Origin of the sequence: Burkholderia sp. LMU1-1-1.1 (assembly GCF_040675865.1) — a bacterium.
GTDB lineage: Bacteria > Pseudomonadota > Gammaproteobacteria > Burkholderiales > Burkholderiaceae_D > Rugamonas.
This window is the reverse complement of the sequence record NZ_JBEGHG010000001.1, coordinates 196,392-218,115: the sequence shown is the minus strand read 5'-3', so window position 1 is coordinate 218,115 and position 21,724 is coordinate 196,392. Positions and strand designations below refer to the sequence as shown.

Annotated in this window: 14 protein-coding genes; 8 read left to right on the top strand and 6 right to left on the bottom strand. The window is 67.8% G+C overall.

Annotation, left to right across the window (positions count from 1 at the left end; genetic code table 11):
* The first annotated feature begins 124 nt into the window (after positions 1–124).
* The 5 genes from MRBLMU1_RS00800 to MRBLMU1_RS00780 all read left to right on the top strand — a co-directional run bounded on the left by MRBLMU1_RS00800 (position 125) and on the right by MRBLMU1_RS00780 (position 7,194).
* Positions 125–1,105 (top strand): carbohydrate kinase family protein, encoded by a 981-nt coding sequence (locus tag MRBLMU1_RS00800; RefSeq protein WP_363495574.1) that lies wholly within the window; start codon positions 125–127, stop codon positions 1,103–1,105.
* A 237-nt stretch (positions 1,106–1,342) separates the two neighbouring features.
* Entirely contained in the window at positions 1,343–2,674 is a 1,332-nt protein-coding gene (locus tag MRBLMU1_RS00795) for a maltoporin (protein WP_363495571.1), read from the top strand.
* A gap of 263 nt (positions 2,675–2,937) precedes the next feature.
* On the top strand, positions 2,938–4,266 hold the full coding sequence (locus tag MRBLMU1_RS00790) for a sensor histidine kinase (RefSeq protein ID WP_363495568.1): 1,329 nt from the start codon (positions 2,938–2,940) through the stop codon (positions 4,264–4,266).
* 13 nt (positions 4,267–4,279) lie between these two features.
* Complete coding sequence (locus MRBLMU1_RS00785; protein WP_363495565.1) at positions 4,280–4,657, top strand: response regulator; 378 nt, start codon at positions 4,280–4,282, stop codon at positions 4,655–4,657.
* Positions 4,654–7,194 carry an EAL domain-containing protein gene (locus MRBLMU1_RS00780; RefSeq protein ID WP_363495562.1) on the top strand — a complete coding sequence of 847 codons (2,541 nt, stop codon included), beginning with the start codon at positions 4,654–4,656 and terminating at the stop codon, positions 7,192–7,194. The genes MRBLMU1_RS00785 and MRBLMU1_RS00780 overlap by 4 nt, the downstream gene beginning before the upstream one ends.
* 21 nt (positions 7,195–7,215) lie before the next feature.
* Here MRBLMU1_RS00780 and MRBLMU1_RS00775 read toward each other — a convergent pair whose 3' ends face one another.
* Both MRBLMU1_RS00775 and MRBLMU1_RS00770 read right to left on the bottom strand, forming a co-directional pair.
* Positions 7,216–8,613, bottom strand: a complete 1,398-nt coding sequence (locus MRBLMU1_RS00775; protein WP_363495559.1) for a sensor histidine kinase — start codon at positions 8,611–8,613, stop codon at positions 7,216–7,218.
* Positions 8,606–9,298, bottom strand: a complete 693-nt coding sequence (locus MRBLMU1_RS00770; RefSeq protein WP_363495556.1) for a response regulator transcription factor — start codon at positions 9,296–9,298, stop codon at positions 8,606–8,608. The genes MRBLMU1_RS00775 and MRBLMU1_RS00770 overlap by 8 nt, the downstream gene beginning before the upstream one ends.
* A 174-nt stretch (positions 9,299–9,472) precedes the next feature.
* On the opposite strand from MRBLMU1_RS00770, the gene MRBLMU1_RS00765 reads away from it, so the two are divergent.
* Genes MRBLMU1_RS00765 through MRBLMU1_RS00755 form a run of 3 tightly spaced genes read left to right on the top strand, consistent with a single transcriptional unit; the run spans position 9,473 to position 15,163 of the window.
* A complete protein-coding gene (locus tag MRBLMU1_RS00765) occupies positions 9,473–10,612 on the top strand; it encodes an efflux RND transporter periplasmic adaptor subunit (protein ID WP_363495553.1) in 1,140 nt (379 codons plus the stop codon).
* Complete coding sequence (locus MRBLMU1_RS00760) at positions 10,605–13,724, top strand: efflux RND transporter permease subunit (protein WP_363495550.1); 3,120 nt, start codon at positions 10,605–10,607, stop codon at positions 13,722–13,724. Before MRBLMU1_RS00765 ends, MRBLMU1_RS00760 begins: the two co-directional genes overlap by 8 nt.
* Positions 13,721–15,163, top strand: coding sequence for an efflux transporter outer membrane subunit (locus tag MRBLMU1_RS00755; RefSeq protein WP_363495547.1), 1,443 nt, complete (start codon positions 13,721–13,723; stop codon positions 15,161–15,163). The genes MRBLMU1_RS00760 and MRBLMU1_RS00755 overlap by 4 nt, the downstream gene beginning before the upstream one ends.
* Before the next feature lie 54 nt (positions 15,164–15,217).
* On the opposite strand, the gene MRBLMU1_RS00750 is transcribed toward MRBLMU1_RS00755, so the two are convergent.
* The 4 genes from MRBLMU1_RS00750 to MRBLMU1_RS00735 form a co-directional block, all read right to left on the bottom strand.
* Entirely contained in the window at positions 15,218–18,475 is a 3,258-nt protein-coding gene (locus MRBLMU1_RS00750) for a vWA domain-containing protein (protein ID WP_363495544.1), read from the bottom strand.
* Between the two features lie 209 nt (positions 18,476–18,684).
* A complete protein-coding gene (locus MRBLMU1_RS00745) occupies positions 18,685–19,182 on the bottom strand; it encodes a twin-arginine translocation signal domain-containing protein (protein WP_363495541.1) in 498 nt (165 codons plus the stop codon).
* A gap of 133 nt (positions 19,183–19,315) precedes the next feature.
* Positions 19,316–20,002 carry a DUF6901 family protein gene (locus MRBLMU1_RS00740; protein ID WP_363495538.1) on the bottom strand — a complete coding sequence of 229 codons (687 nt, stop codon included), beginning with the start codon at positions 20,000–20,002 and terminating at the stop codon, positions 19,316–19,318.
* A gap of 87 nt (positions 20,003–20,089) precedes the next feature.
* A complete protein-coding gene (locus tag MRBLMU1_RS00735) occupies positions 20,090–21,616 on the bottom strand; it encodes a CitMHS family transporter (RefSeq protein WP_363495535.1) in 1,527 nt (508 codons plus the stop codon).
* Between the last annotated feature and the right edge of the window lie 108 nt (positions 21,617–21,724).

Genomic DNA, 21,724 nt, shown 5'->3' with positions numbered 1-21,724 from the left:
ACCGAATAGGAATATATTCGCAACAAATTAATAAATCAAGTTGTTTTATTAATTAAGCGGCCGGTTCAACACGCGCTTTCTGGCGTGCCGGCTAGAGTAGTTTTCCTAATGCAACTACGAGGACATGATGATCGCAACCTTAGGCGAGGCCTTGGTGGACATGATCGAACAGCCCGACGGGCGCTTCCAGGCATGCCTGGGCGGGTCGGTATTCAACTCCGCCATCGGGCTGGCGCGGCAGGGCGTACCCACCGCCTATCTCAACCCGCTGTCGACGGACAAATTCGGCGGCAGGTTCGCCGCGCTGCTGCGCGCGAGCGACGTGGTGCCGGCCGCGCGCGCGCCGAGCCCCCGGCCGACTTCGCTCGCCATCGTCAGCATCGACGACAACGGCGCGCCGACCTACGCCTTCCACCGCGAGCGGGTGGCCGACCGCGACGTCAGCGCCGCGTCGCTGATCGACAGCTTCCCGCCGCACATGGCGCTGCTGCACACGGGCGGACTGGCGCTGGTGCCGGAGGACGGCGCGACGCTGGTCCCGGCGCTGCGGGCCGCCGCCGAACGCGGCGCGCTGATCTCGATCGACGCCAACCTGCGGCCGCTGGTTGCCGACGACTTGCCGCGCTACCTGGACGCCGTCAGGCAGGCGTTGAAGCAGGCCCACATCGTCAAGGTCAGCGACGAGGATCTTGCGCATCTGGGACTCGACGCCGCCAATCTGGACCAGGTCGCCGAGGCGCTGTTCCATGACTCGCCGGTGCGGTTGATCGCCGTCACGCGCGGCGGACAGGCGGCCGCGCTGATGTCGCGCACCCGCCGGATCGAGCTGCCGACACCGGCCAACCTGGCGCTGGTCGATACCGTGGGCGCGGGCGACTGCTTCCAGGCCGGCCTGATCGCCTATCTGTACCGGGAAGGAGCCTTGACCGGCGCGGCCGCGTTGCAGGAGCTCGACCAGGAAACGCTGCACGGCGCGCTGAGGCACGCGATTTGCGCCGCCAGCGTCAACGTCACGCGCGCCGGATGCGACCCGGCCACGTGGGAGCAAGCAGTGCAGTTCGGCGTCGACTGGCAGCAACGAATGTCAGTAAAGGTCGCCGCCTAACGGCAGGGGCACCGATTGACGCAGGCACGTAGGGCGGATTAGGCGGCACGCCGTAATCGGCCCTACGTGGTTCGTATTTTAATGACCAACAAAAAAATGGCCTTGAGTGCGCCAGGGGGAGCGCTACGCCTGAATTTCGGTAACACAGCTGTATCCGGCGCGGACGCGCCAAACACAACTAAAACAAACAACAGACAAGACAACAAACACTGGAGACCAGACAAAATGAAAAATATCATGCAACGTTTCACACCAAAATTCCCGCTGATGCAAACGGCGCTGGCCGCCGGCGCCATGGCATGCTGCCTGCCGGCGGCCGCGCTGGACTATCAGGGCTACTTCCGGGCGCTGGCCGGTTCCAACTCGTCCCACGGCGGCGCCAGCTGCTTCCAGCTGGCCGGCGCGTTGGCGAAGTACCGCCTCGGCAACGAGTGCGAGGTCTACGGCGAGTTCTGGCTGGGCCAGCAAGTAGGGAAGGCCGACGACGATGGCGCGGTCTTCAACGCCAACATCATGCTGTCGTATTACAGCCCGAACGCGTCATCGAAGTCCGACGCCGATCTGCCGCAGATTTACGTGCAAGGCGATAAAATTCCCGAACTTAACGGCGGCAGCGTTTGGCTCGGACGCAAGTACTACAAGCGCGAAGGCCTGGGCGCCAACGACTTCATCTATTGGAGCGGCCGCGGTTTCGGCGGCGGCGTCCAGGACATCCCGGTGGTGGGCGATCTGAAATTCAGCTACGCCTTGCTGCGCAAGGACAATCTTGTCGCCACAACCAGCGGCCTGCTGCCGGCGACCGGCGCGCTGGCCGACAACGGCAGCAACTCGGCCACCCGCCACGACTTTCAACTGCGCGGCATTCCCGTCAACCCCGGCGGCGCGCTGGAGCTGGGCGTTAGCTTCATCGTCAAGGATGCCAAGGGCAACGCCGAAGAGCCGGCCGGCCGGCTGCACTCCGGCTATGGCGTCACGGTCCAGCACCGGCAGTCCGGCATCAACGGCGACGGCGAGAACAAGTTCGCGCTTCAATACGGCAAGGGGCCGGGCACCGGCGGCGCCGACCAGGCCATCGGCGCGATCGGCAACCTGGGCGACGACAAGAATATCAGCCGCCTGCGGGTGGTCGAGGGCTTGTACACGCAGTTCACGCCAAGGCTGGGCGCCGAGCTGGTGGCGATCTACCAGAAGGACAAGGGTTTCACGGCCGAGCGCACCGTGTTGGGCGTGGCCGAGAACAAGGTGTGGACCAGCCTGGGCGGACATCTGGTCTACGGCATCTCGCGGCGCTTCAAGATCGGCATGGACCTGGGCGTCGACACCATCCGGCCGGACGACGGCCCTACGCGCAGGATGACCAAGTTCACCATCGCCCCGACCATTTCCTCCGGCATGGGGCTGAACGCGCGGCCCGACCTGCGCCTGTTCTACACCTACGCCAAATGGAACGACGCGGCGCGGCTGGCCGCCGACAGCGCCGCTCCGGGCAGCGCGCTGTCGTCGACGGGCGCGTTCGGGGCGGCCAAATCCGGTTCGATGATCGGCGTGCAGGCCGACGTCTGTTTCTAGGCTAGGGGCGCGGGAGGGGGGCGGCGGGATAGCGCCGCCGTCGCCGGGAGCGGGCCCGGGTCTTCCCGCCACGTGTGCACTTACGGCGGACAAACTCGCGATCCTGTCGTTTCCACGGTTGCCACGTGTTATATTGAATTTCCTCCTCCACCTTGCCACCGGCCTGTTCGTCATCCAGCGCTGTTCGGCGCCAATCTGCGAGCCCGCCCGGCGGCCATCCACCACACGCATTGCGCCTGGCTGTAGTTCCTTTGAAGGCGCATATGCATACGAACGGATTGGGCCGGGGCGACACCACGCGCGCCGGGCATTCGGCGGGACACACCGAGCACACGCGGCAGGCCAGCCTGCTCAAGACGGGCGCCTTGCAAGACGCGATCTTCAACAGCGCCTATTTCTCCAGCATCGCCACCGACGAACGGGGCGTGATCCAGATCTTCAACGTCGGCGCCGAGCGCATGCTGGGCTACAAGGCGCTCGACGTCGTCAACCGCATCACGCCGGCCGATATTTCGGACCCGCTGGAATTGATCGCCCGCGCCGCCTCGCTCAGCGACGAGCTCGACACGCCGATCTCGCCCGGCTTCGACGCGCTGGTGTTCAAGGCCTCGCGCGGCATCGAGGACATCTACGAGCTGACCTATATCCGCCAGGACGGCAGCCGCTTTCCGGCGATCGTGTCGGTGACGGCGCTGCGCAACGCGCGCGACGACATCATCGGCTATCTGCTGATCGGCACCGACAACACCACCCGCAAGCGCTTCGAGCGGGCGCTGGAGGACAAGAATATCGAGCTCGAGCACGCCAGCCGGATGAAGTCGGAATTCCTGGCCACCATGTCGCACGAGCTGCGCACGCCGCTGAACGCCATCATCGGTTTTTCCGAGGCGCTCAAGGATGGGTTGATGGGGGAAACCACGGCCATCCAGCACGAATCGATCGACGACATCTTCACCAGCGGCCAGCACCTGCTGTCGCTGATCAACGATATCCTCGACCTCTCCAAAGTCGAGGCCGGCATGATGGCGCTGGAACTGGAGCCGGTCGACTTGCACAGCCTGCTGCAGAACAGCCTGACCATCGTCCGCGAGAAGGCGGCGGCCCAGCGCATCGGGCTCGAACTGGACATCGGCGAGGGCCTCGGCATAGTTCAGCTCGACATGCGCAAGACCAAGCAGATCGTCTACAACCTGCTGAGCAACGCCGTTAAATTCAGCGCCAGCGGCGGCCCGGTGCAATTGCGCGCGCGCCGCGTGCGGCGCGACGCGGTCGGCGTGCTGGAAGGGGAGTGGCCGACGCACCGCTTTCCGCAGGCCGACAACGAATACAGCGATTTCGTCGAGATTTGCGTCAGCGACCACGGCATCGGCATCTCCCAGGACAACATGGGGCGGCTGTTCCAGGCCTTCAGCCAGATCGACAGCAGCCTGGCGCGCAAGTTCGAGGGCACCGGCCTGGGCCTCGCCATGGTCAAGCAGTTGACCGAGCTGCAGGGCGGCGCGGTGGCCGTCGCCAGCGCCGAGCGCCAGGGCTCGCGCTTCGCCGTCTGGCTGCCGTTGCGCGCGGCGCCGCATGCCGGCGTGACGGTTTAAAAGGGGGGTCGACATGGCCAAGGTATTGGTAATAGAAGACAACGCGGCAAACATGAAGCTGGCCTCGCTGTTGCTGCGTAACGCCCACCACAGCGTGCTGTGCGCGGTGGACGCCGAGGCCGGGCTGATGGTGGCCCGCATGGAGCTGCCGGACCTGATCCTGATGGATATCCAGCTGCCTGGCATGGACGGCCTGGCCGCCACCGCCATCCTCAAGCACGACCGGGTGACCGCCGGCATCCCTGTCATCGCGCTGACCGCGATGGCGATGAAGGAGGACCAGGAAAAGAGCCGCCAGGCCGGATGCGACGCCTACATCGCCAAGCCGCTGGGCTACCGCCAGCTGTACGCAATGATCGACTCGCTGCTGTGCGCGGGCAGCGTGTCATGAGCGTGTCCGCCCCCACCATCCTGATCGTCGACGACGAGGCGCAAAACCGCCGCCTGCTGGCCGTGCTGCTGCGCCCGGAGGGCTACCGCACCGAAAGCGTTGCCAGCGGCGCCGAGGCGCTCAGCGCGATCGCCCATTCGGCCCCCGACCTGATCCTGCTCGACATCATGATGCCGGGCATCGACGGCTACCAGGTCGCCGCCATCCTGAAGGGCAATCCGGCCACGGCCAACATCCCCATCATCATGGTGACCGCGCACGGCGAGCGCGGCGCCCGCCTCGCAGGCCTGTCGGCGGGGGCGGAGGAATTCCTGACCAAGCCGGTTGACCGCACCGAATTGTGGCTGCGCGTGCGCAACCTGCTGCGCCTGAAGGCGTTCGGCGACCTGCAAGAGCACAGCTTCGTGCTGGAGCAGCAGGTGGCCGCGCGCACCGCCGACCTGCAGCGCTTCCGCACGGCCATGGACGCCACCGCCGACGCCATCATGCTGGTCAGCCGCGACAGCATGCGCTTCGTCGAGGTCAACGCCACCAGTTGCGACATGCTCGGCTACACGCGCGCCGAGATGCTGGCGCTGGGGCCGGTCGCCCTGGGCGCGGTCACGCGCGAGGCGCTTGAACACGTGTACGACACGGTGATCACCGGCGAGGCCAGCAAGAAACTGAACGAGGCGACCCTGCTTTGCAAGGACGGCTCGTCGCTGCAGGTGGAGATCAGCCGCCAGGCCATGTTGTCGGGAGACGACTGGATCATCGTCAGCGTGGTGCGCGACATCACCGAGCGCAAGCAGGCGCAGCAAAAGCTGCAGCACCAGGCCAACCACGACGCCCTGACCGGCCTGCCGAACCGCGCGTATTTCTACGAGACGTTGCGCAAGACCATCACGCTGGCCTCCATCCAGGGGTGGAAGGTGGCGGTGATGTTCATCGACATGGACCACTTCAAGAATGTCAACGACACCTTGGGCCACGGCATCGGCGACGAACTGCTGGTCAATTTCAGCAATCGGTTGATGACCTGCGTGCGCATGCGCGACACCGTCGGCCGGCTCGGCGGCGATGAGTTCGGGGTGATCCTGGTGATGGAGCACGGCCACAAAGGAGCGGCCCAGGTCGCCACCAAGATACGCGACGCGCTGCACCTGCCGTTCGACCTGCAGGGCTACGAGGTGATCATGACCGCCAGCATCGGGGTGACGATCTACCCCGACGACGGCGACGATCCGGACGTGCTGATCAAGTACGCCGACACCGCCATGTATCAGGCCAAACAGGCGGGGCGCAACACCTACCGCTTCTTCACCGCGCAGATGAACGCCGACGTGCTGCAGCGCCAGGACCTGGAGACCGCGCTGCGCAAGGCCATCGAGCGCGAGGAGTTCGTGCTGCACTACCAGCCCAAGGTGTCGCTGGCCACCGGCGCGGTGGTGGGCCTGGAGGCGCTGCTGCGCTGGGCGCGCCCCGGCCACGGACTGGTGGCGCCGGGCGTGTTCATCCCGGTGCTCGAGGAGAGCGGCCTGATCGTGCGGGTCGGCGGCTGGGTCATCGGCGCGGCCTGCCGCCAGATCAGGGAATGGCAGCTGGGCGAGGTCGGGCCGGTGCAGGTGTCGGTCAACGTTGCCGGGCGCCAGTTCATCGAGGGCGACCTGGAGGGTGATGTCGTGCGCGCGCTGGCCGACAACGACGTGCCGGCCGGCCTGCTGGAGCTGGAGCTGACGGAAACGTCGCTGGTGGCCAACACCGAGCGCACGATGGCCTGCCTGGGCAACCTGCGCCGGCGCGGCGTGAAGGTGTCGATCGACGATTTCGGCACCGGCTACTCCAGCCTGGCCTATCTGCGACGTTTCCCGATCGACAAGCTGAAGATCGATATCGCCTTCATCCGCGACGTCACCAGCAACCCGGATGACGCGGCCATCGTGCAAGCGATCATCACCATGGCCCACAGCCTCAATCTGGAGGTGATCGCCGAGGGCGTGGAGACGGCCGCACAGCAGACCTACCTGCGGCGCCACCACTGCGACCAGATGCAGGGTTACCTGGTCAGCCGGCCGCTGTCGGCCGCGCTGATGACCAAGCTAATCCTGCAGCACAGGACCATGGCGCCGCCGGCGGCGCCGGGCGCGTCGCGGCAGACCCTGCTCGTCGTGGACGACGACCCTTTCATGCTGGATCTGCTGGCGAGTGAACTGGGCGGTGAACAATATCAGGTGCTGCAGGCGCTCTCCGGCGCCGACGCGTTCGAGACGCTGGCCCAACATGAGGTCCAGGTCGTCCTGTGCGACCAGAGCATGCCCGAGATGAAGGGCACGGTCTTTCTCGACAGCGTGCGCGCCATGTATCCGGACACGTTCAGGATCGTTCTGTCCGGCCAGGCCAATCTGGAAGAGATGATGGCGGCGGTCAACCGCGGCACGATCGACCGCTTCTACACCAAGCCCTGGAACCACGAGGCGCTGGTGCAGAGCATACGCCAAGCGTTCGCGCACCCGCGCCTGAATCCGGTCGACGCCGGCGGGGAGGCGGTTCCCGCCTGAATCGCCGGCCCGATGCCGTCCCTATTTTTTCTGCGGTAGCCGCACGCTGAACACCGCGCCGCCTTGCGGCTGGTTCGCCACCTCGATCTTTCCACCGTGGGCGCGCAGGATGGCCTGGCACAGGGCCAGTCCGAGGCCGACACCGTCGATGCCGTCCGCCCGCGCGCCATCGCCACGGAAAAACCGGTCGAACAGGAAGGGCAGCTCGTCGTCGCCGATGCCCGGCCCCTGGTCGGCCACCGTCAACACCGTTGCGCGCGCGCCGCCGGCGATGCGTACGTCGATGCGGCCGCCCGGCGGCGAGAACTTGACGGCGTTGTCGAGGATGTTGCGCAACACCAGTCCTAGCGGCGCGCCGTCGACATTCACCGCCTCCGCCAACTCGTCGGCCAGCGCGACGGCGATGCCGCGCTCGCGCGCCTGCGGCGCCAGCCGCTCGATGGTGTCGCGCGCCAGCGCGGCCAGCGACACCGGAACGGCCAACCCGCGCTCCTGACCGGCGTCGATCCGCGCCAGCATCAGCAGTTCCTCGACCAGCGTGGTCAGGCGTTCGACCTCGTCCAGGCAGGAGCGCAGCGCGGTGACGTAGTCGCCGTTGTCGCGCGGACGCCTCAGCGTGATCTCGATCTCTGCGCGCAGGCGCGACAGCGGAGAGCGCAGCTCGTGCGATGCGTCGGCCGTGAAGCGCCGCTGCGTGTCGAACGCCTGCTCGATCCGTTCCAGCATCGCGTTCAGGGTTTGGACCAGTTGGCCGATCTCGTCGTCGTCGCCCGGATGCGGCAGGCGCCGGTGCAGGCTGCCGTCCTCGATCTCATGCGCCTGGTCGACGATGTTCTCGATGGCGACGAACAGCTTGCTGGAGAGGCGCGCGCCGGCCCAGCCCAGCGCGGCGAGCAGCGCCGCCGCCATCAAGGCGAACAGCATGGCGGCCGAACGCAGGATCTGGTTCACGTCGTCCAGCGAGCCGGCCACCTGCACTGCGAAGCGCTGGCCGCGCACCTGCGTCGGCAGCGAAACCATGCGCAGCGGTTCCTCGCTGGTGTCGGGCAGCGTTTCGAACACGGTCTTGCCGGCCTTGAGCCGCTCAAGCAGAGGGGGAAGGGCGGGCAGGCTCTCGGAGCCGAGGTTGGCGCTGCGGGCCACCACGCGGCCCTGGCCGTCGATGATCTGGACAAGGCGGTCGAGCCGCGTCAGCGAAGGCGGCGCGCTGCCGACGGGCGCTTCATGGACGCGGATGGCGACGCCGTCGCCGTCGGCCAGCATGGCCACCTCGGCTTCGGCCAGGGCCAGCAGCGCGCCATCGAGTTGACGATTGACGGAGCGCGACATCATCCACCAGCCGGCGCCCGCCGTGACGCCGACGGCGACCAGGATCGCCAGCATGTGCAGCAGCACCAGCCGCCGGCGCATGCTAAGCATCGCCGGCCTCCGGCATGTCCGCCGCTTTGAGGCGGAAGCCACGGCCGCGCACCGTTTCGATCAGCGCGGGGAGTTGCGGCGGGTCGACCTTGCGGCGCAGGTTTTTCATGTGGACGTCGATGAGATTGTCGATGGCGATCAGGTCGGCGTGCCAGACATGTTCGGCCAGTTGCAGCCGGCTGACGATGGCGCCGGGGCGCCGCATCAGCAATTCCAGGATGGCGTATTCCTTGGGGGTGAGGTCGAAACCCGCGGCCGCGCGGCCGGCGGCGCGCGTGGCGGGATCCAGCCACAGATCGGCCACCCTCAGCGTGGCCGGCTGCGCGCGCTCGGTGCGTCGCAGCAGCGCCCGCACGCGGGCCAGCAGCTCGTCGAAGACGAAGGGCTTGGTCAGGTAGTCGTCCGCGCCCGTGTTGAGGCCGGTGATGCGGTCGGCCACGGCGTCGCGCGCGGTCAGCATCAATACCGGCAGGCGGTGTCCCGCCTGGCGCCATTCGGCGCACAGGGCGACACCGTCCTGGCCCGGCATCATCCAGTCGAGGATGGCCATGTCGAACCGCGCCAGCGCGTGGGCGGCCGCCTCCCGCGCCGAATGCGCGACCACGACCTGGAAGCCTTCCTCCTCCAGGCCGCGCGCCAGTAGCCGCGCCGCTTTGTGATCGTCTTCCACCAACAGAATATGCATGAAACGTCCTCGACAAGAGCCCGAGTATACCAGCGTTGCCGTCCGCTCTTTCTGAAGAAGAATTCAGGATGCGGTGCAGCAAAATTTCGTACCATTCCCGCCTATTCACACCGCCCCCCGCCGGGTGGAGGCCGCGTCGCGTCCCGCTTTCAACGCGGCCCAAGGGAGAACAACATGAAGAAAACCACACTGCACAAAGCAATCCTGCCCGGCCTGCTGGGCTTGGCCACATTCGGGCTGACGGGCTGGGGCCTCCTTGGCCTGCACGCCAGGGAAGCGCCGCCGGAAGCCGCCACGCCGGTCCTCCTCCATGACGGCGAGGCGTTGCTGGTACCGGAAAAGTCCCCACTGAGGAAATCGCTGGTCGTGGCCCTGGTGGAGGAGCGCAGCGTGGCGGCGCCGTTCACATTGCCCGCCGTGGTGGAAGCCGATCCGGCGCGCCTGGTCAAGGTGATGCCGCCGCTGGCGGGACGCATCGTGCGCCTCAATAAACAGCTGGGAGACCAGGTCAAGGCCGGCGACGTGCTGTTCATCATGGACTCGCCCGATTTCGCCCAGGCCACCGCCGATGCGGCCAAGGCGCGCGCGGCGTTGACCCTGGCCGAACATGGCCTGGAGCGCCAGCGTGAGCTCGACAAGTCGGACCTCGCCGTCCGTCGCGACCTGGAACAGGCGCAGAGCGATTTCGCGCAGGCCGCCAGCGAGGCGGCCCGCGCCGAGGCCCGCCTGCGCCAGACCGGCGCCCGGGCCGGCGCCACCGCCGATGGCAAGCTGGCGGTGCGCTCGCCCATCGCCGGCCGCGTGGTGGACCTGGCCGCCGCCGAAGGCGCGTACTGGAACGACGCCACCGCGCCCTTGATGACGGTGGCCGACCTGTCCCGGGTCTTCGTCAGCGCCAACGCGCAGGAGAAGGACCTGGCGCGGCTCTACGTGGGGCAGCAGGCGGCCGTCAAGCTGGACGCCTATCAGGAACCGCTGACCGGCCAGGTGCGCTACGTCGGCGACCTGCTGGATGCCGAGACCCGCACGGTCAAGGTGCGCCTGCCGTTCGAGAACCGCGACGGCCGCCTCAAGCCCGGCATGTTCGCCGAGGCCACGCTGTCGTCGCAGCCGCACCGGGGTATCCTGGTGCCGATGGCGGCAGTGATCCAGGGCGGCTTTTCCAGCCACGCATTCGTCGAGATGGGCCCGTGGCGCTTTATTCCCCGTGAGATCAGGCTTGGCGCCCAGATCGGCGAGCAGGTCGAGGTGCTGGCCGGCCTGAAGGCGGGAGACCGCATCGTGGTCAAGGATGGAGTGCTGCTCAATGATTGACCGTCTCGTCACCCTGTGCTTCAACCGGCGCGGCATCGTCGCGCTGGTCTTCCTGCTTGTGACGCTGTACGGCGGCTACTGCTGGACCCAATTGCCGCTGGAAGCCTATCCCGACATCGCCGACACCACCTCGCAGGTGGTCACCCAGGTCAACGGGCTGGCCGCCGAGGAGGTCGAGCAGCAGATCACCATTCCGCTCGAACGCGAGATCATGGGCACGCCCGGCATGCATGTGATGCGCTCGAAATCGACCTTCGGGCTGTCGCTGATCACGGTGGTGTTCGAAGACGGCGCGGAGGATTACTGGTCGCGCCAGCGGCTGCAGGAGCGCATCGCCGCCGTCAGCCTGCCTTACGGCGCGCAGCCGGGGCTCGACGCGCTGACGTCGCCGATCGGCGAGATTTACCGCTACACGCTCGAATCGAAGACGCGCGACCTGCGCGAACTGTCGGAGCTGCAGCGCTGGAAGGTGATCCCGCGCCTGAAGCAGGCGGCCGGCGTGGTCGATGTCACTAATTTCGGTGGCCTGAGCACGCAGTTCCTGCTGGAGTTCGACCCGCTCAAGCTGTCCAAGTACCACCTGTCGCTGACGCAGATCACGCAGGCCATCTCCGCCAACAACGCCAATGCCGGCGGCAGCGTGATGACGCGCGGCGAACAAGGCCTGGTGGTGCGCGGCGTGGGCCTGATCCACAGCCTGGACGACCTGGGTAACATTGTCGTCTCGCAGAAGAACGGCGTACCGGTGCTGGTCAAGGATCTGGGCAATGTGACCTTGGGTAACCAGGAACGGCACGGGGTGCTGGGCAAGGACCATGTGTCGGACACGGTGTCGGGCATAGTGCTTCTGCTGAAGAACGAGAATCCGTCGCGCGTGATCGCCGGCGTGCACGAAGCGGTGCGCGAGTTGAACGACCATCTGCTGCCCAAGGACGTCAAGCTGGTGCCGTACATGGACCGCAGCACCTTGGTGGAGGCCACCGTGCACACGGTCGGCAAGACCTTGATCGAAGGCGTGGTGCTGGTGACGCTGGTGCTGGCGCTGTTCCTGGGCAGCGTGCGCGCGGCGCTGATCGCGGCGGCGGCGATCCCGGTATCGCTGATGGTCGCTTTCGTCCTGATGCATCACTTTAAGATCCCTGCCAACCTGCTGTCGCTGGGGGCGATCGACTTCGGCATCATCGTCGACGGCGCAATTTTCGTGCTGGAGGCGGTGCTGCGCCGCCGCGAGGAACAGCCCGAGGGCATCCTGAGCGAGGAGGACGCGACCGGCGCCGCCTTGCAGGTGATGAAGCCGACGTGCTTCGGCATGCTGGTGATCATGGTCGCCTACCTGCCGCTGTTCGCCTTCCAGCGCATCGAGTACAAGCTGTTTTCGCCGATGGCGTTCGCAGTGGGCTTCGCGTTGCTGGGCGCCTTGCTGATGACGGTGATGCTGATACCGGGCATGGCCTACCAGGCCTTCCGCAAGCCGCGCAAGATCTTCCACAACCCTGTGCTGGAATGGCTGCTGCCGCGCTACGAGGGACTGCTGCGCCGCTTGGTGGGCAAGACGCGCCTGGTGCTGGCGGTGGCCGCCGCCACGCTGGCGGGTGTGATCGTGCTGGGCGGCGCCATCGGCCGCGACTTCCTGCCGACCCTCGACGAGGGCTCGATCTGGCTGCAGGTGACGCTGCCGCCGGGGATTTCGCTGGCCAAGGCCACGCAGATGGCGGACGCGCTGCGCGAGGCCACGCTGAAGGAGCCGCAGGTGGCGCACGTCGTCACGCAGTTGGGCCGCAACGACGAGGGCACCGATCCGTTCACGCCGTCGCACATCGAATGCGCGGTTACCCTGCATCCCTACAGCGAATGGCCGTCCGGCATGGTCAAGCAAGATTTGGTCGATAGGCTGGCGGCGCGCTTCCGCGAGCTGCCGCGCACCGAGGTGGGTTTTTCGCAGCCGATGATCGACGGGGTGCTCGACAAGCTGGCCGGCGCCCACAGCGATCTGGTGGTCAAGGTCTACGGCGAGGATTTCCGCCAGACGCGCAAGCTGGCCGCCGCCGTCGAGCACCTGCTGCGCGGCGTGCCGGGCGCGCAGGACGTCATCATCGACCAGGAACCGCCGCTGCCGCAGGTGCGCATCGACGTCGACCGGGCCGCCGCCGCGCGGCTGGGCATCAACGTGGCCGACATCATGGCGCTGATCCAGACCGGCATCGGCGGCAGCCCGGTGACGCAGGTCTACGTGGACGACCGCAGTTACGACGTGGCGGCCCGCTTCGGCGGCGCCACGCGCAACGATCCCCAGGCCATCGGCGACCTGGTGCTGAGCGCCGCCAACGGTGCGCAGGTGGCGCTGTCGCAGGTGGCGCATATCGGCCTGGCCGAGGGCGAGACCACCATCACGCGCGAAATGAACCGCCGCCACCTGACCGTGCGCACCAACTTGCGCGGCCGCGACCTGTCGTCCTTCCTGGCCGAGGCCCAGGGCCGGATCGAGCGCGAAATCCCATATGACCACGCGCACTACCAGATCACCTGGGGCGGCCAGTTCGAGAACCAGCAGCGCGCCCAGGCGCGCCTGGCGGTGATCGTGCCGGCGGTGTTGGCGCTGATGTTCGTGATGCTGTTCTCGGCGTTCGGCAATCTGCGCCAGCCGGGGCTGATCTTGCTGGCGGTGCCGCTGTCGCTGCTGGGCGGGCTGGTCGCGCTGCAGCTGCGCGGCATGACGTTGAACGTGTCGTCGGCGGTCGGCTTCATCGCCTTGTTCGGCGTCTCGGTGTTGAACGCAGTGGTGATGCTGTCGAACCTGAACCGCTGGCGCGGGCTGTTGCCGGACGATCTGCGGTCCGCCGTCATCAACGGCGCGCGCGAGCGGGTGCGCCCGGTGCTGACCACCGCCACGGTGGCGGCCCTGGGCCTGGTGCCGGCGGCGCTGGCCCATGGCCTGGGCAGCGACGTGCAGCGCCCGCTGGCGACGGTGGTCGTCGGCGGGCTGGTGACGGCGACGGTGCTGACGCTGGTCCTGCTGCCCGCGCTGTACTACTTGATTGAGGAATACGTCTCGCGGCGCCAGCGCCGTCAAGGCGACGCGACCGTGGAAGCGCTCGAAGGAGAAGCCGCATGAAGAAAACCTTACCAGCACAGATTGCCGCCATGTTGTCGGCGGCCCTGGTGTCCGGCTGCGCGGCCGGTCCCGATTATGTGCCCCCGGCCACGCCGACGGCGCAGCGCTACACGGCCGTTCCGCTGGCGCCGGAAACCGCCGCCACGGCGGTCGGCGGCGGCGCGGCCCAGCGCTTCGTCGAGGGACGGGAGGTGCCGGCGCGTTGGTGGACCACGTTCGGTTCGGAAGCATTGAACCAGCTGGTCGACATGGCGCTGGCGGCCAATCCGGACCTCGCGGCGGCGGAAGCGGCCCTGCGCGCGGCGCAAGAGAACGCCGCCGCCCAGCGCGGCGCTTACTTCCCTGGCGTCGACCTGCATCTGATGCCCACCCGCCAGCGGGTGGCCGATCCGCTCTCCAGCCCGACCGCGTCCGGCGCCAACCTGTACACGCTGCATACGGCGCAACTGAGCGTGGGCTACGCGCCGGACGTTTTCGGCGGCGTGCGGCGCCAGGTCGAGGCGGTGGACGCGCAGACGGACGTGGCGCGCTTCCAGCGCGAGGCCGCCCGGTCGACGCTGATTTCCAACCTGGTGGCCGCAAGCATCGGCGAGGCGGCGCTGCGCGCCCAGCTCGACGCCACGCGCGAACTGGTGGCCATGGCGCGCGCCCAGTTGGACGCCGTGCGCACGCAGCGGCGCGCCGGCCAGTTGGGCGCGGCCGACGTCGCGGCGCAGGAGGCGATGCTGGCCCAGATGGAGGGCGGCCTGCCGCCGCTGGAAAAGCAGCTGGCGCAGCAAGGCGACCTGGTGGCCGTCCTGGCCGGGCGCCTGCCCAGCGAGGGCATTTCGCAACGCGTGGACTTCGACAGCCTGGCGCTGACGGAGACTTTGCCGCTGAGCCTGCCGGCCCGGCTGGTGGAGCGGCGGCCGGATATCCGCGCCGCCGAGGCCCAGTTGCGCGCCGCCAGCGCGCAAATCGGCATCGCGCAGGCCGCACGGTTGCCGAACATCTCGCTGACCGCGACGCTGGGCAGCTCGGCGCTGAACGCCGGCACGCTGTTCAAGGCCGGCACCGGCTTCTGGAGCATCGGCGCCGATCTGCTGCAGCCGGTGTTCAAAGGCGGGACGCTGATGCATCAGCAGCGCGCCGCCGAGGCGGCGTACGAGCAGAGCGCCGCCCAGTACCGCTCCGTGGTGCTGCTGGCGTTCCAGAACGTCGCGGGAGCGCTGCACGCGATCGAGGCGGACGCCAGGACGCTGCAAGCGGCGTCCGCCACCGAGCTGGCCGCGCGCAAGAGCCTGGAGATCACGCGGCGGCAGTGGCGGCTGGGTGCGATCGCCTATCCGGCCGTGCTGCAGGCGCAGCAGGCATACCAGCAGGCGGCGATCGCCTTGATACCGGCCCGCGCCGCGCGCTACGCCGACACCGTCGCCTTGTTCCAGGCACTGGGAGGATAAGCCCGGACCAGCGCCGTCCAGGCCAGCCCGCGAGCGGGCTGGCCGTTCCACCCCTCACCGCGGACGGGCCTTGATCTCCTGCACGTCGATCCCGCCGTGGCCGGTCGTGTAGACCGCCGTCACCGCCAGATCGACCGTGCTGTAGATTTCCATCACGCCGGTGGTCAGCGTGGCGTCGCCGTCCACCGAGGAGCCGAGCAGCAGTTCCTGCAGGCGGCAGCAATCGTCCATGGTCGCGCTGTGCGGCGGCAGCAGGATGACGTCGCTGGCCATGACGGTCGCCGTTTTCGGCTCCCGCCCCAGCACCTTGCCGGCGAGCACCAGCGGGATCACCCGCTTGAGCACCGGCGCGGCGCGGTCGCCGAGGTTGTGGATGTGGATCTCGGTGGCGTAGCGGCCCGGACTCACCGGCGCGCAGCCGCAGTGCTTGTCGTCCTGCGTGCCGCAGACGAAGGCGATGCTGTAGACGTACAGGCGGAACTCGCTCGGACCGACCGACACCGGCGGCCGCCCGGGTTGGCCGATGACGATGCCCGGCGGCTCGGCCGAGCCGATGTCCCAGCACAGGTCGACTTGGTAGCTGCCGTTGCCCAGGTCATGCACCGCGCCGCTCAAGGTGGAGCCGGGACGCGGGGCCATGCCCATGTCGCCGGCGCGGCCGGGGCCGAAGCGGTTGCCGTACTTGTCGCGCGGCGTGAACGTCAGGCGCAGGCAGTGCTGGCCGTCCGGTCCCGGGTCCAGCGGCGTGACCGCCACGTCGGTGCGGCCGCCGTCGATGCCGATGTCGACGTGCATGGTCCAGACCAGCTCCCGTGAACCGTCGCATTCGCCGTAGCGCGCCCTGGCGTGGAAGGTGTAGTTGCCCTCCATGCGCAGGAAATCGCGCAGGGCGATGCCGAGCGAACCGGCCGCCTCGAAGGCACCGCGCGTGTTGGCCGCGTCCTCCCTCAACGTGAATTGCTGCGAGACGTAGCGGATCGCCGGCTTGCCGTTGGTCTTTTCGATCGCCTTCAGCGTGGCCTGGCGCGGCGGCAGCTCGTCGCCGTCGATGATCTCGCCCGGCCCAAGGCCGGCGTCGCTGAGCAGGTTGCCGATGCCGGCGTCGGGCCGCAGCACGGTCAGCTCGATCGCCAGCTCGTGCGGCCAACTGCCGTCGGCCTGGCGCACGCGCAGCAGCGGCGAGATGGTGTCGCCGGTGTAGCCGCGCGGGCTTTCCTCCGGCTCGCGCAGCAGCCGGGGCCCGCCGGCCGGGATCACGCTGACGAAGTAGCGCAGCGCCGGTGCCGGCGGCGGGAACTCGCCGCCACCCTTGGGCCGCAGCACTTCCACTTGCCAGGCGCCGTCGCGCTCGCCGCCCTGCGGCAGCGGCACGCGCAAATAGGTCCAGTTGCGGCCGTGCGCGCTTTCGACGCCACTGGTGCCGGCATGGATGACGGTTCCGCCCGGGGTGCGCAGCTGCACCAGCAGGCTGGCGTCGGTGCGGTCCCACCCGACCACGGCCGTCAGGCGCTCCTCGCCGCAGACGCGGAACGTCAGCGGCGGCGCCGACTGGTTGGCCGGCAAGTCGGATTCCGGATCGAGCAGCACGCCCGCCTCGAAGATGTTGCCGAACGCCTGGGAGAAGAACTTGAGCAGCGCCAGGCCGCCGCTGGCGCGCGTGTACAGGCCGCCGTGGGCGGCGGCCAGGGTGCTGAGCAGCGTGCCGTCCATGTTGGCTTCGGTGCCCAGGCCGATGGCGTGGATGTCGATGCCGGCCAGCGCCGGCTCGACCTCCTCGATATAGCGCGGCCGGTTCTGCAGGCCGTCGGTCAGCAGCAGGATCGCGCGCGGGTTGGCGCCCGGCATCGGGAACTGGGCGCGCGCCGCGTCCAGGCCCTCGCCGATGCTGGTGGCGCCGCCCGGCGTCAGCGTGCCGACCAGCCCACCGGCGTACGGCGGCGGCCCGATCAGCGCGTTCTTGTTCGGCTCGGTGACGGGGGCGATCGCGAAGCCCGGCGCGCCGGCGGTGGTGCTGAACGAGACCATGCCGGCGCGGTTGCCGGTGCCGGCGCGCACCAGCTGCACGAACAAGGACACGGCGTCCTTGGCGGCGTCGATCTTGCGGCGGCCGGTGCCGTCGCCCTCGGACATGCTGCCGGAGCGGTCGATGACCAGCATGACGTCGCGCGTGATCGGTGGCGGCGGGGCCGGTGCGATCTGGGTCAGGATGGTGGCGGTGGGGAAGTAGCGCAGTTGGGAACCGGAGCATGGCGCCCCGTTCGACAGCACGCCGACGATGCGGCCGGCGGCGTCGAACAGGCCCGAGCCGGAGCTGCCGCCGGACACATGGAAGGCGGTGCCGACGTTGATGCCCATCGGGCCGCTGGAGGTGACGGTGGCGAACGACGCGTGCGGCAGCGAGATCTTCTTGACCGCGCCGTTCGGATGGTGGATGCCGAACACCTGTTCGCCGACGCCGGGCAGGTCGTGCCGCAGCTGCACCGGGGCGATGCCGGCCGGGGCGGTGCGCAGCTGCAGCAGGCTGTAGTCGTAGCCGGAATCGTAGCGGAACCATAGCGCGGCGCCGACCTTGTGGAAGTAGGGGCTGTAGCCGGCAAGGCGGTTGCCGGCGCAGTCGGTCTCGTAGTTGAAGATGACGGAACTGGTCAGCGCCTCGGCGGGCGAATGGCAATGCCCGGCGGAGATGACCTTGTCGGCGTCGACCAAGGTCACCGTGCACGTCGAGACGTATTCGACCGGCGAATAGACATCGGGCGGATGCACCGACACGATCATGCCGGCGCTTCTGGCGACCTGGGCGCGCAGGTCGGCGCCGGGGATGCAGCGCACGTTCTCCCAGTTCGGCGGCGGCGAACAGAACCAGAACGGATCGTAGGTCGGTTCGGTGTAGACCGCGTCCGGCAGGAAGGGATCGCTGTTCGAGAACGACGGATGGCCGGGGCCGCCATTGTGGCGCTCGCCGCGCCCGTAGCGGTCGATCTGGGCGCCGCCGGCCGGCGCGCCGTCGGCGATGTAGCGCACCGGGATCGTGCCGCCGGCGAAGGCGTGCACGTTGACGGGACGGGTCCAGAAGGTGCCGCCGTCGGCGGCGGTGAAGACGTCGGTGTCGTAGCCGAGGTCGACCTCGAGCCGGTTGCTGCCCGGCAGGTTCACGTTTTGAAAATGCAACATGACCAGCTTGGTGCCGCCCGGCGCCGGCGCGTGCGCGAAATCGAGCGCCCAGACGCCCGGCGGGGAGGGCAGCGCGCCGCTGTCGGGGCCGATCGTGACGGGGGCGCCAAGTACTTGCACGATGCCTGTGATATGGGACATTATTTCCTCTCCTTACCCACTCGGTGATGGCGGCCGCTGACCAGGAAGCCGGACGCGAACAATCATCATAGGTGGGCCCGCCTGGACCGGACTGCGTCACATCAAGGGCGCATCGGGTAGCGGGAGAATAGCGGGAGCGGGAAATATTGCCGCGGAGGCGATTGCCGCGGAAGCGGTGGCGGCGCTACCGGCCGCCCCGCGCAAGGCGGCTATTCGAACTGTATCCTGGTGATGTAGTAGGCGCTGTACGGATTGGCCTGCCCCTGCCAGCTGATGCCGTCGATGGTCTTGCCTTCGACGCCCAGCTCCTTGAGCGGAATCTCTACCTGGGCCCACGTTTTGGCCTTGGGCTGGATCGCCACCGCCGACTCGACGGCCTTGCCATCGACCATGGCTTTGATCGACAACTGCTGGCCGCCGTTGACCCCGCCATTGATGCTGAAAGTCAGCTTGCTGTAGCCGGCGGTCGAAAAGGCGTCGTGGTGCAGCGCCAGCGCGCTCCACGGATCGCCTTCGACCCGGATCGGCTTGGCTCCGGCGATCGGCTTGGCCAGCTCGACCTTGGCCCAGCTCCAGTTCTGCCAGCCGTTCGCGAGGCCGTCGTCATAGGCGACGAACGGCTGGCCCGGCGTTTGCGCGAACAGCGGGGTGGCCAGCAACGCCGCGGCCAGGCCGGCGGCGGTGAGGAAAGCACGACGTGTATGCATAGAAAGTCTCCCTTAGGTATCATTTTTGTCTTTAAAATGTACCGCCGGGAAATCAATTTTTCAAGTCAACCATGCATTTCCGTGCGTGTTTAGCCGGCGCCGCGCAACGACACGAAACGGTCCTTCAGCGGCCCTAGGCCTGGACCGGCGGCGTGCTGGCGGCCAGGAAGATGGCCTTGATGTCGTCCAGTTGTTCGTCGATGGAGTAGGGCAGCGCCTTGGCCAGCAGGTCGAGCACGATGAGCGCGTTGATGGCGCCGTCGTCGGTGACGGCGTGCCGAAGCCGCTTGGCCATGGCGCCGTTGACGGTTTGCAGCGCCAGGTAGCGCGCCTTCAGGCCGTTCAGTTCCCAGTCCGGCGTGCCGCCTTGGCGCGCGAGGAAATACTGGCCCAGCAAATAGGTCGAGGCGGCCCGGTAAATGGTTTCCTCCTCGGAGGCGAACGGCAGGTGGAAATGGGCCATGGGCCGCAGAAAGGCCGCGTGCGGGCAGGCGCTGCCGGCGGCCAGCAAGCCCATCAGTGCGCCGACGCCGCGCTGCACCGTGGTCACCTTGCCAACCTTGCGTTCCAGCGTCTGCACGCGCACCTCGACCTGCTCATACGAGCGCAGCTTGCCGATCATGGCGATCAGGGGGATGAAGCGCACCGCCATCGGACAGCGCGGCGTGGTGGCGGGGAGCAGCGGGCAGTTGGGACACTGCTCGAACTCGAGCGCGGTCCAGGCCGGAAGGTCGGCGGTCTGCGCCTCGTCGTCGGCGGCGACCGCGCAGCTGGCCGTCACCCCGTCGGGAAAGCGAAAGTGATAAAGCACATTCTGCATGGCCACTCCTGGGCGGGACGTCGGGGCATGACGCATTCTGCCACGACATCCCGCCCGAAGGGCATTTAAAGCACGTTCGGTGCGGGCTCAACGGCCCATGAAAGGAATCACGCCGAACACCAGCGCGGCCGCCAGCATGACCAGCGAAGCGGAGATGGCCCACATCAAGGTGTAGCGCTGGTGGTCGCCGAATTCGATCTTGGCCATCCCCACCAGCAGGTAGGTCGACGCGACCAGCGGGCTGAGCAGGTGGACCGGCTGGCCGATGATCGAGGCGCGGCCGATTTCGGCGCCGGTGATGCCATAGACGGCGGCCGCCTTGGCCAGGATCGGCACCACGCCGAAGTAGAACGCGTCGTTCGAGATGAAGAAGGTGAACGGGATGCTGAGGATGCCGGTGACGATGGCCAGGTACGGTCCCATCCAGGTCGGAATGGCGGTGATCACGCTGGCGGCGATGGCGTCGACCATCTTGGTGCCTTGCAGGATGCCGACGAAGATGCCGGCGGCGAAGATCAGCGACACGACCGGCAACACGTTGGCGGCGTGCGCCGTCAGGCGCTCCTTTTGGTCTTCCAGCTTCGGATAGTTGATCATGATGGCGATCGCGAAGGCGATCATGAACAGCACCGGCAGCGGCAGCGCGCCCTTGATCAGCATCGCCATCAGCGCCAGGGTCAGCGCAAGGTTAATCCAGATCAGTTTCGGCCGCGCGGTTTGCGGATCGGTCAGGTTGATTTCGTCGTCGGCGCCGTCGGCGCCGGCGGCCGGCGCGCCGTGCAGGTGGACCACCTTGGCAAAGGCCGCGCCCTGGTCGGCGGCAGCGTGGCGCGGACGGCCGGCGACGCCGACCTGGCCCGAGCCGCCCATCGCCCCATGCATGCCCATGGCGGCGTTCACTTGCTGCAGCTCGGCGACGCCGGCGTAGGCCGGCTGCGCGCCGACGGCGTCGACTTCCGCCGCCACGGCCTTGGCGGCCTGCGCCGGCAGCAGCTCGACCACGCCCAGACGGTTGCGTTCTTTGCGGCCCAGGACGTAGGCGACGAACAGCACCCAGCACACGCCGGCAATCATGGCCGGTATCATCGGCACGAAGATGTCGCTGACCTCGACGCCCAGCGCGCTGGCGGCGCGGGCGGTCGGGCCGCCCCACGGCAGGATGTTGAAGACGCCGCCGGCCAGCATGATCACGCACGCCATGACGAGGCGGCTGATGCCCAGCCGCTGGTACAGCGGCAGCATGGCCGACACCGTGATCATGTAGGTGGTGGCGCCGTCGCCGTCGAGCGAGACGATCATCGTCAGCACGGCGGTGCCGACCACGATCTTCATCGGATCGCCCTTGACCAGTTTGAGGATGAGCCGTACGACCGGGTCGAACAGGCCGGCGTCGATCATGACGCCGAAGTACAGGATGGCGAACATCAGCATGACGCCGGTGGGGGCGAGCTGTTTGATGCCCGCAAGCATCATCGGGCCCAGCTCCCCGCCGAAGCCGCCGATCAGCCCGAAGCCGATCGGCACCAGGATCAGCGCGACCATCGCCGGCAGGCGCTTGGTCATGATCAAAAACATAAAGACTACGACCATCGAGTAGGCGAGTACGGTCAACATTTAATTCTCCTCAGTGTCACACCGCCGGCGTGATGACCTGCCGGCGTTATAGTTTTTTTGCATAAGCTGCATAAGTGATGCGAATACTATAAATGCCCCAAGCTTTCA

Coding starts and splice junctions, on each gene's coding strand:
- MRBLMU1_RS00800 (WP_363495574.1), top strand. CDS start 125: ATGATGATCGCAACCTTAGGCGAGGCCTTGGTGGACATGATCGAACAG.
- MRBLMU1_RS00795 (WP_363495571.1), top strand. CDS start 1,343: ATGCAACGTTTCACACCAAAATTCCCGCTGATGCAAACGGCGCTGGCC.
- MRBLMU1_RS00790 (WP_363495568.1), top strand. CDS start 2,938: ATGCATACGAACGGATTGGGCCGGGGCGACACCACGCGCGCCGGGCAT.
- MRBLMU1_RS00785 (WP_363495565.1), top strand. CDS start 4,280: ATGGCCAAGGTATTGGTAATAGAAGACAACGCGGCAAACATGAAGCTG.
- MRBLMU1_RS00780 (WP_363495562.1), top strand. CDS start 4,654: ATGAGCGTGTCCGCCCCCACCATCCTGATCGTCGACGACGAGGCGCAA.
- MRBLMU1_RS00775 (WP_363495559.1), bottom strand. CDS start 8,613: ATGCTTAGCATGCGCCGGCGGCTGGTGCTGCTGCACATGCTGGCGATC.
- MRBLMU1_RS00770 (WP_363495556.1), bottom strand. CDS start 9,298: ATGCATATTCTGTTGGTGGAAGACGATCACAAAGCGGCGCGGCTACTG.
- MRBLMU1_RS00765 (WP_363495553.1), top strand. CDS start 9,473: ATGAAGAAAACCACACTGCACAAAGCAATCCTGCCCGGCCTGCTGGGC.
- MRBLMU1_RS00760 (WP_363495550.1), top strand. CDS start 10,605: ATGATTGACCGTCTCGTCACCCTGTGCTTCAACCGGCGCGGCATCGTC.
- MRBLMU1_RS00755 (WP_363495547.1), top strand. CDS start 13,721: ATGAAGAAAACCTTACCAGCACAGATTGCCGCCATGTTGTCGGCGGCC.
- MRBLMU1_RS00750 (WP_363495544.1), bottom strand. CDS start 18,475: ATGTCCCATATCACAGGCATCGTGCAAGTACTTGGCGCCCCCGTCACG.
- MRBLMU1_RS00745 (WP_363495541.1), bottom strand. CDS start 19,182: ATGCATACACGTCGTGCTTTCCTCACCGCCGCCGGCCTGGCCGCGGCG.
- MRBLMU1_RS00740 (WP_363495538.1), bottom strand. CDS start 20,002: ATGCAGAATGTGCTTTATCACTTTCGCTTTCCCGACGGGGTGACGGCC.
- MRBLMU1_RS00735 (WP_363495535.1), bottom strand. CDS start 21,616: ATGTTGACCGTACTCGCCTACTCGATGGTCGTAGTCTTTATGTTTTTG.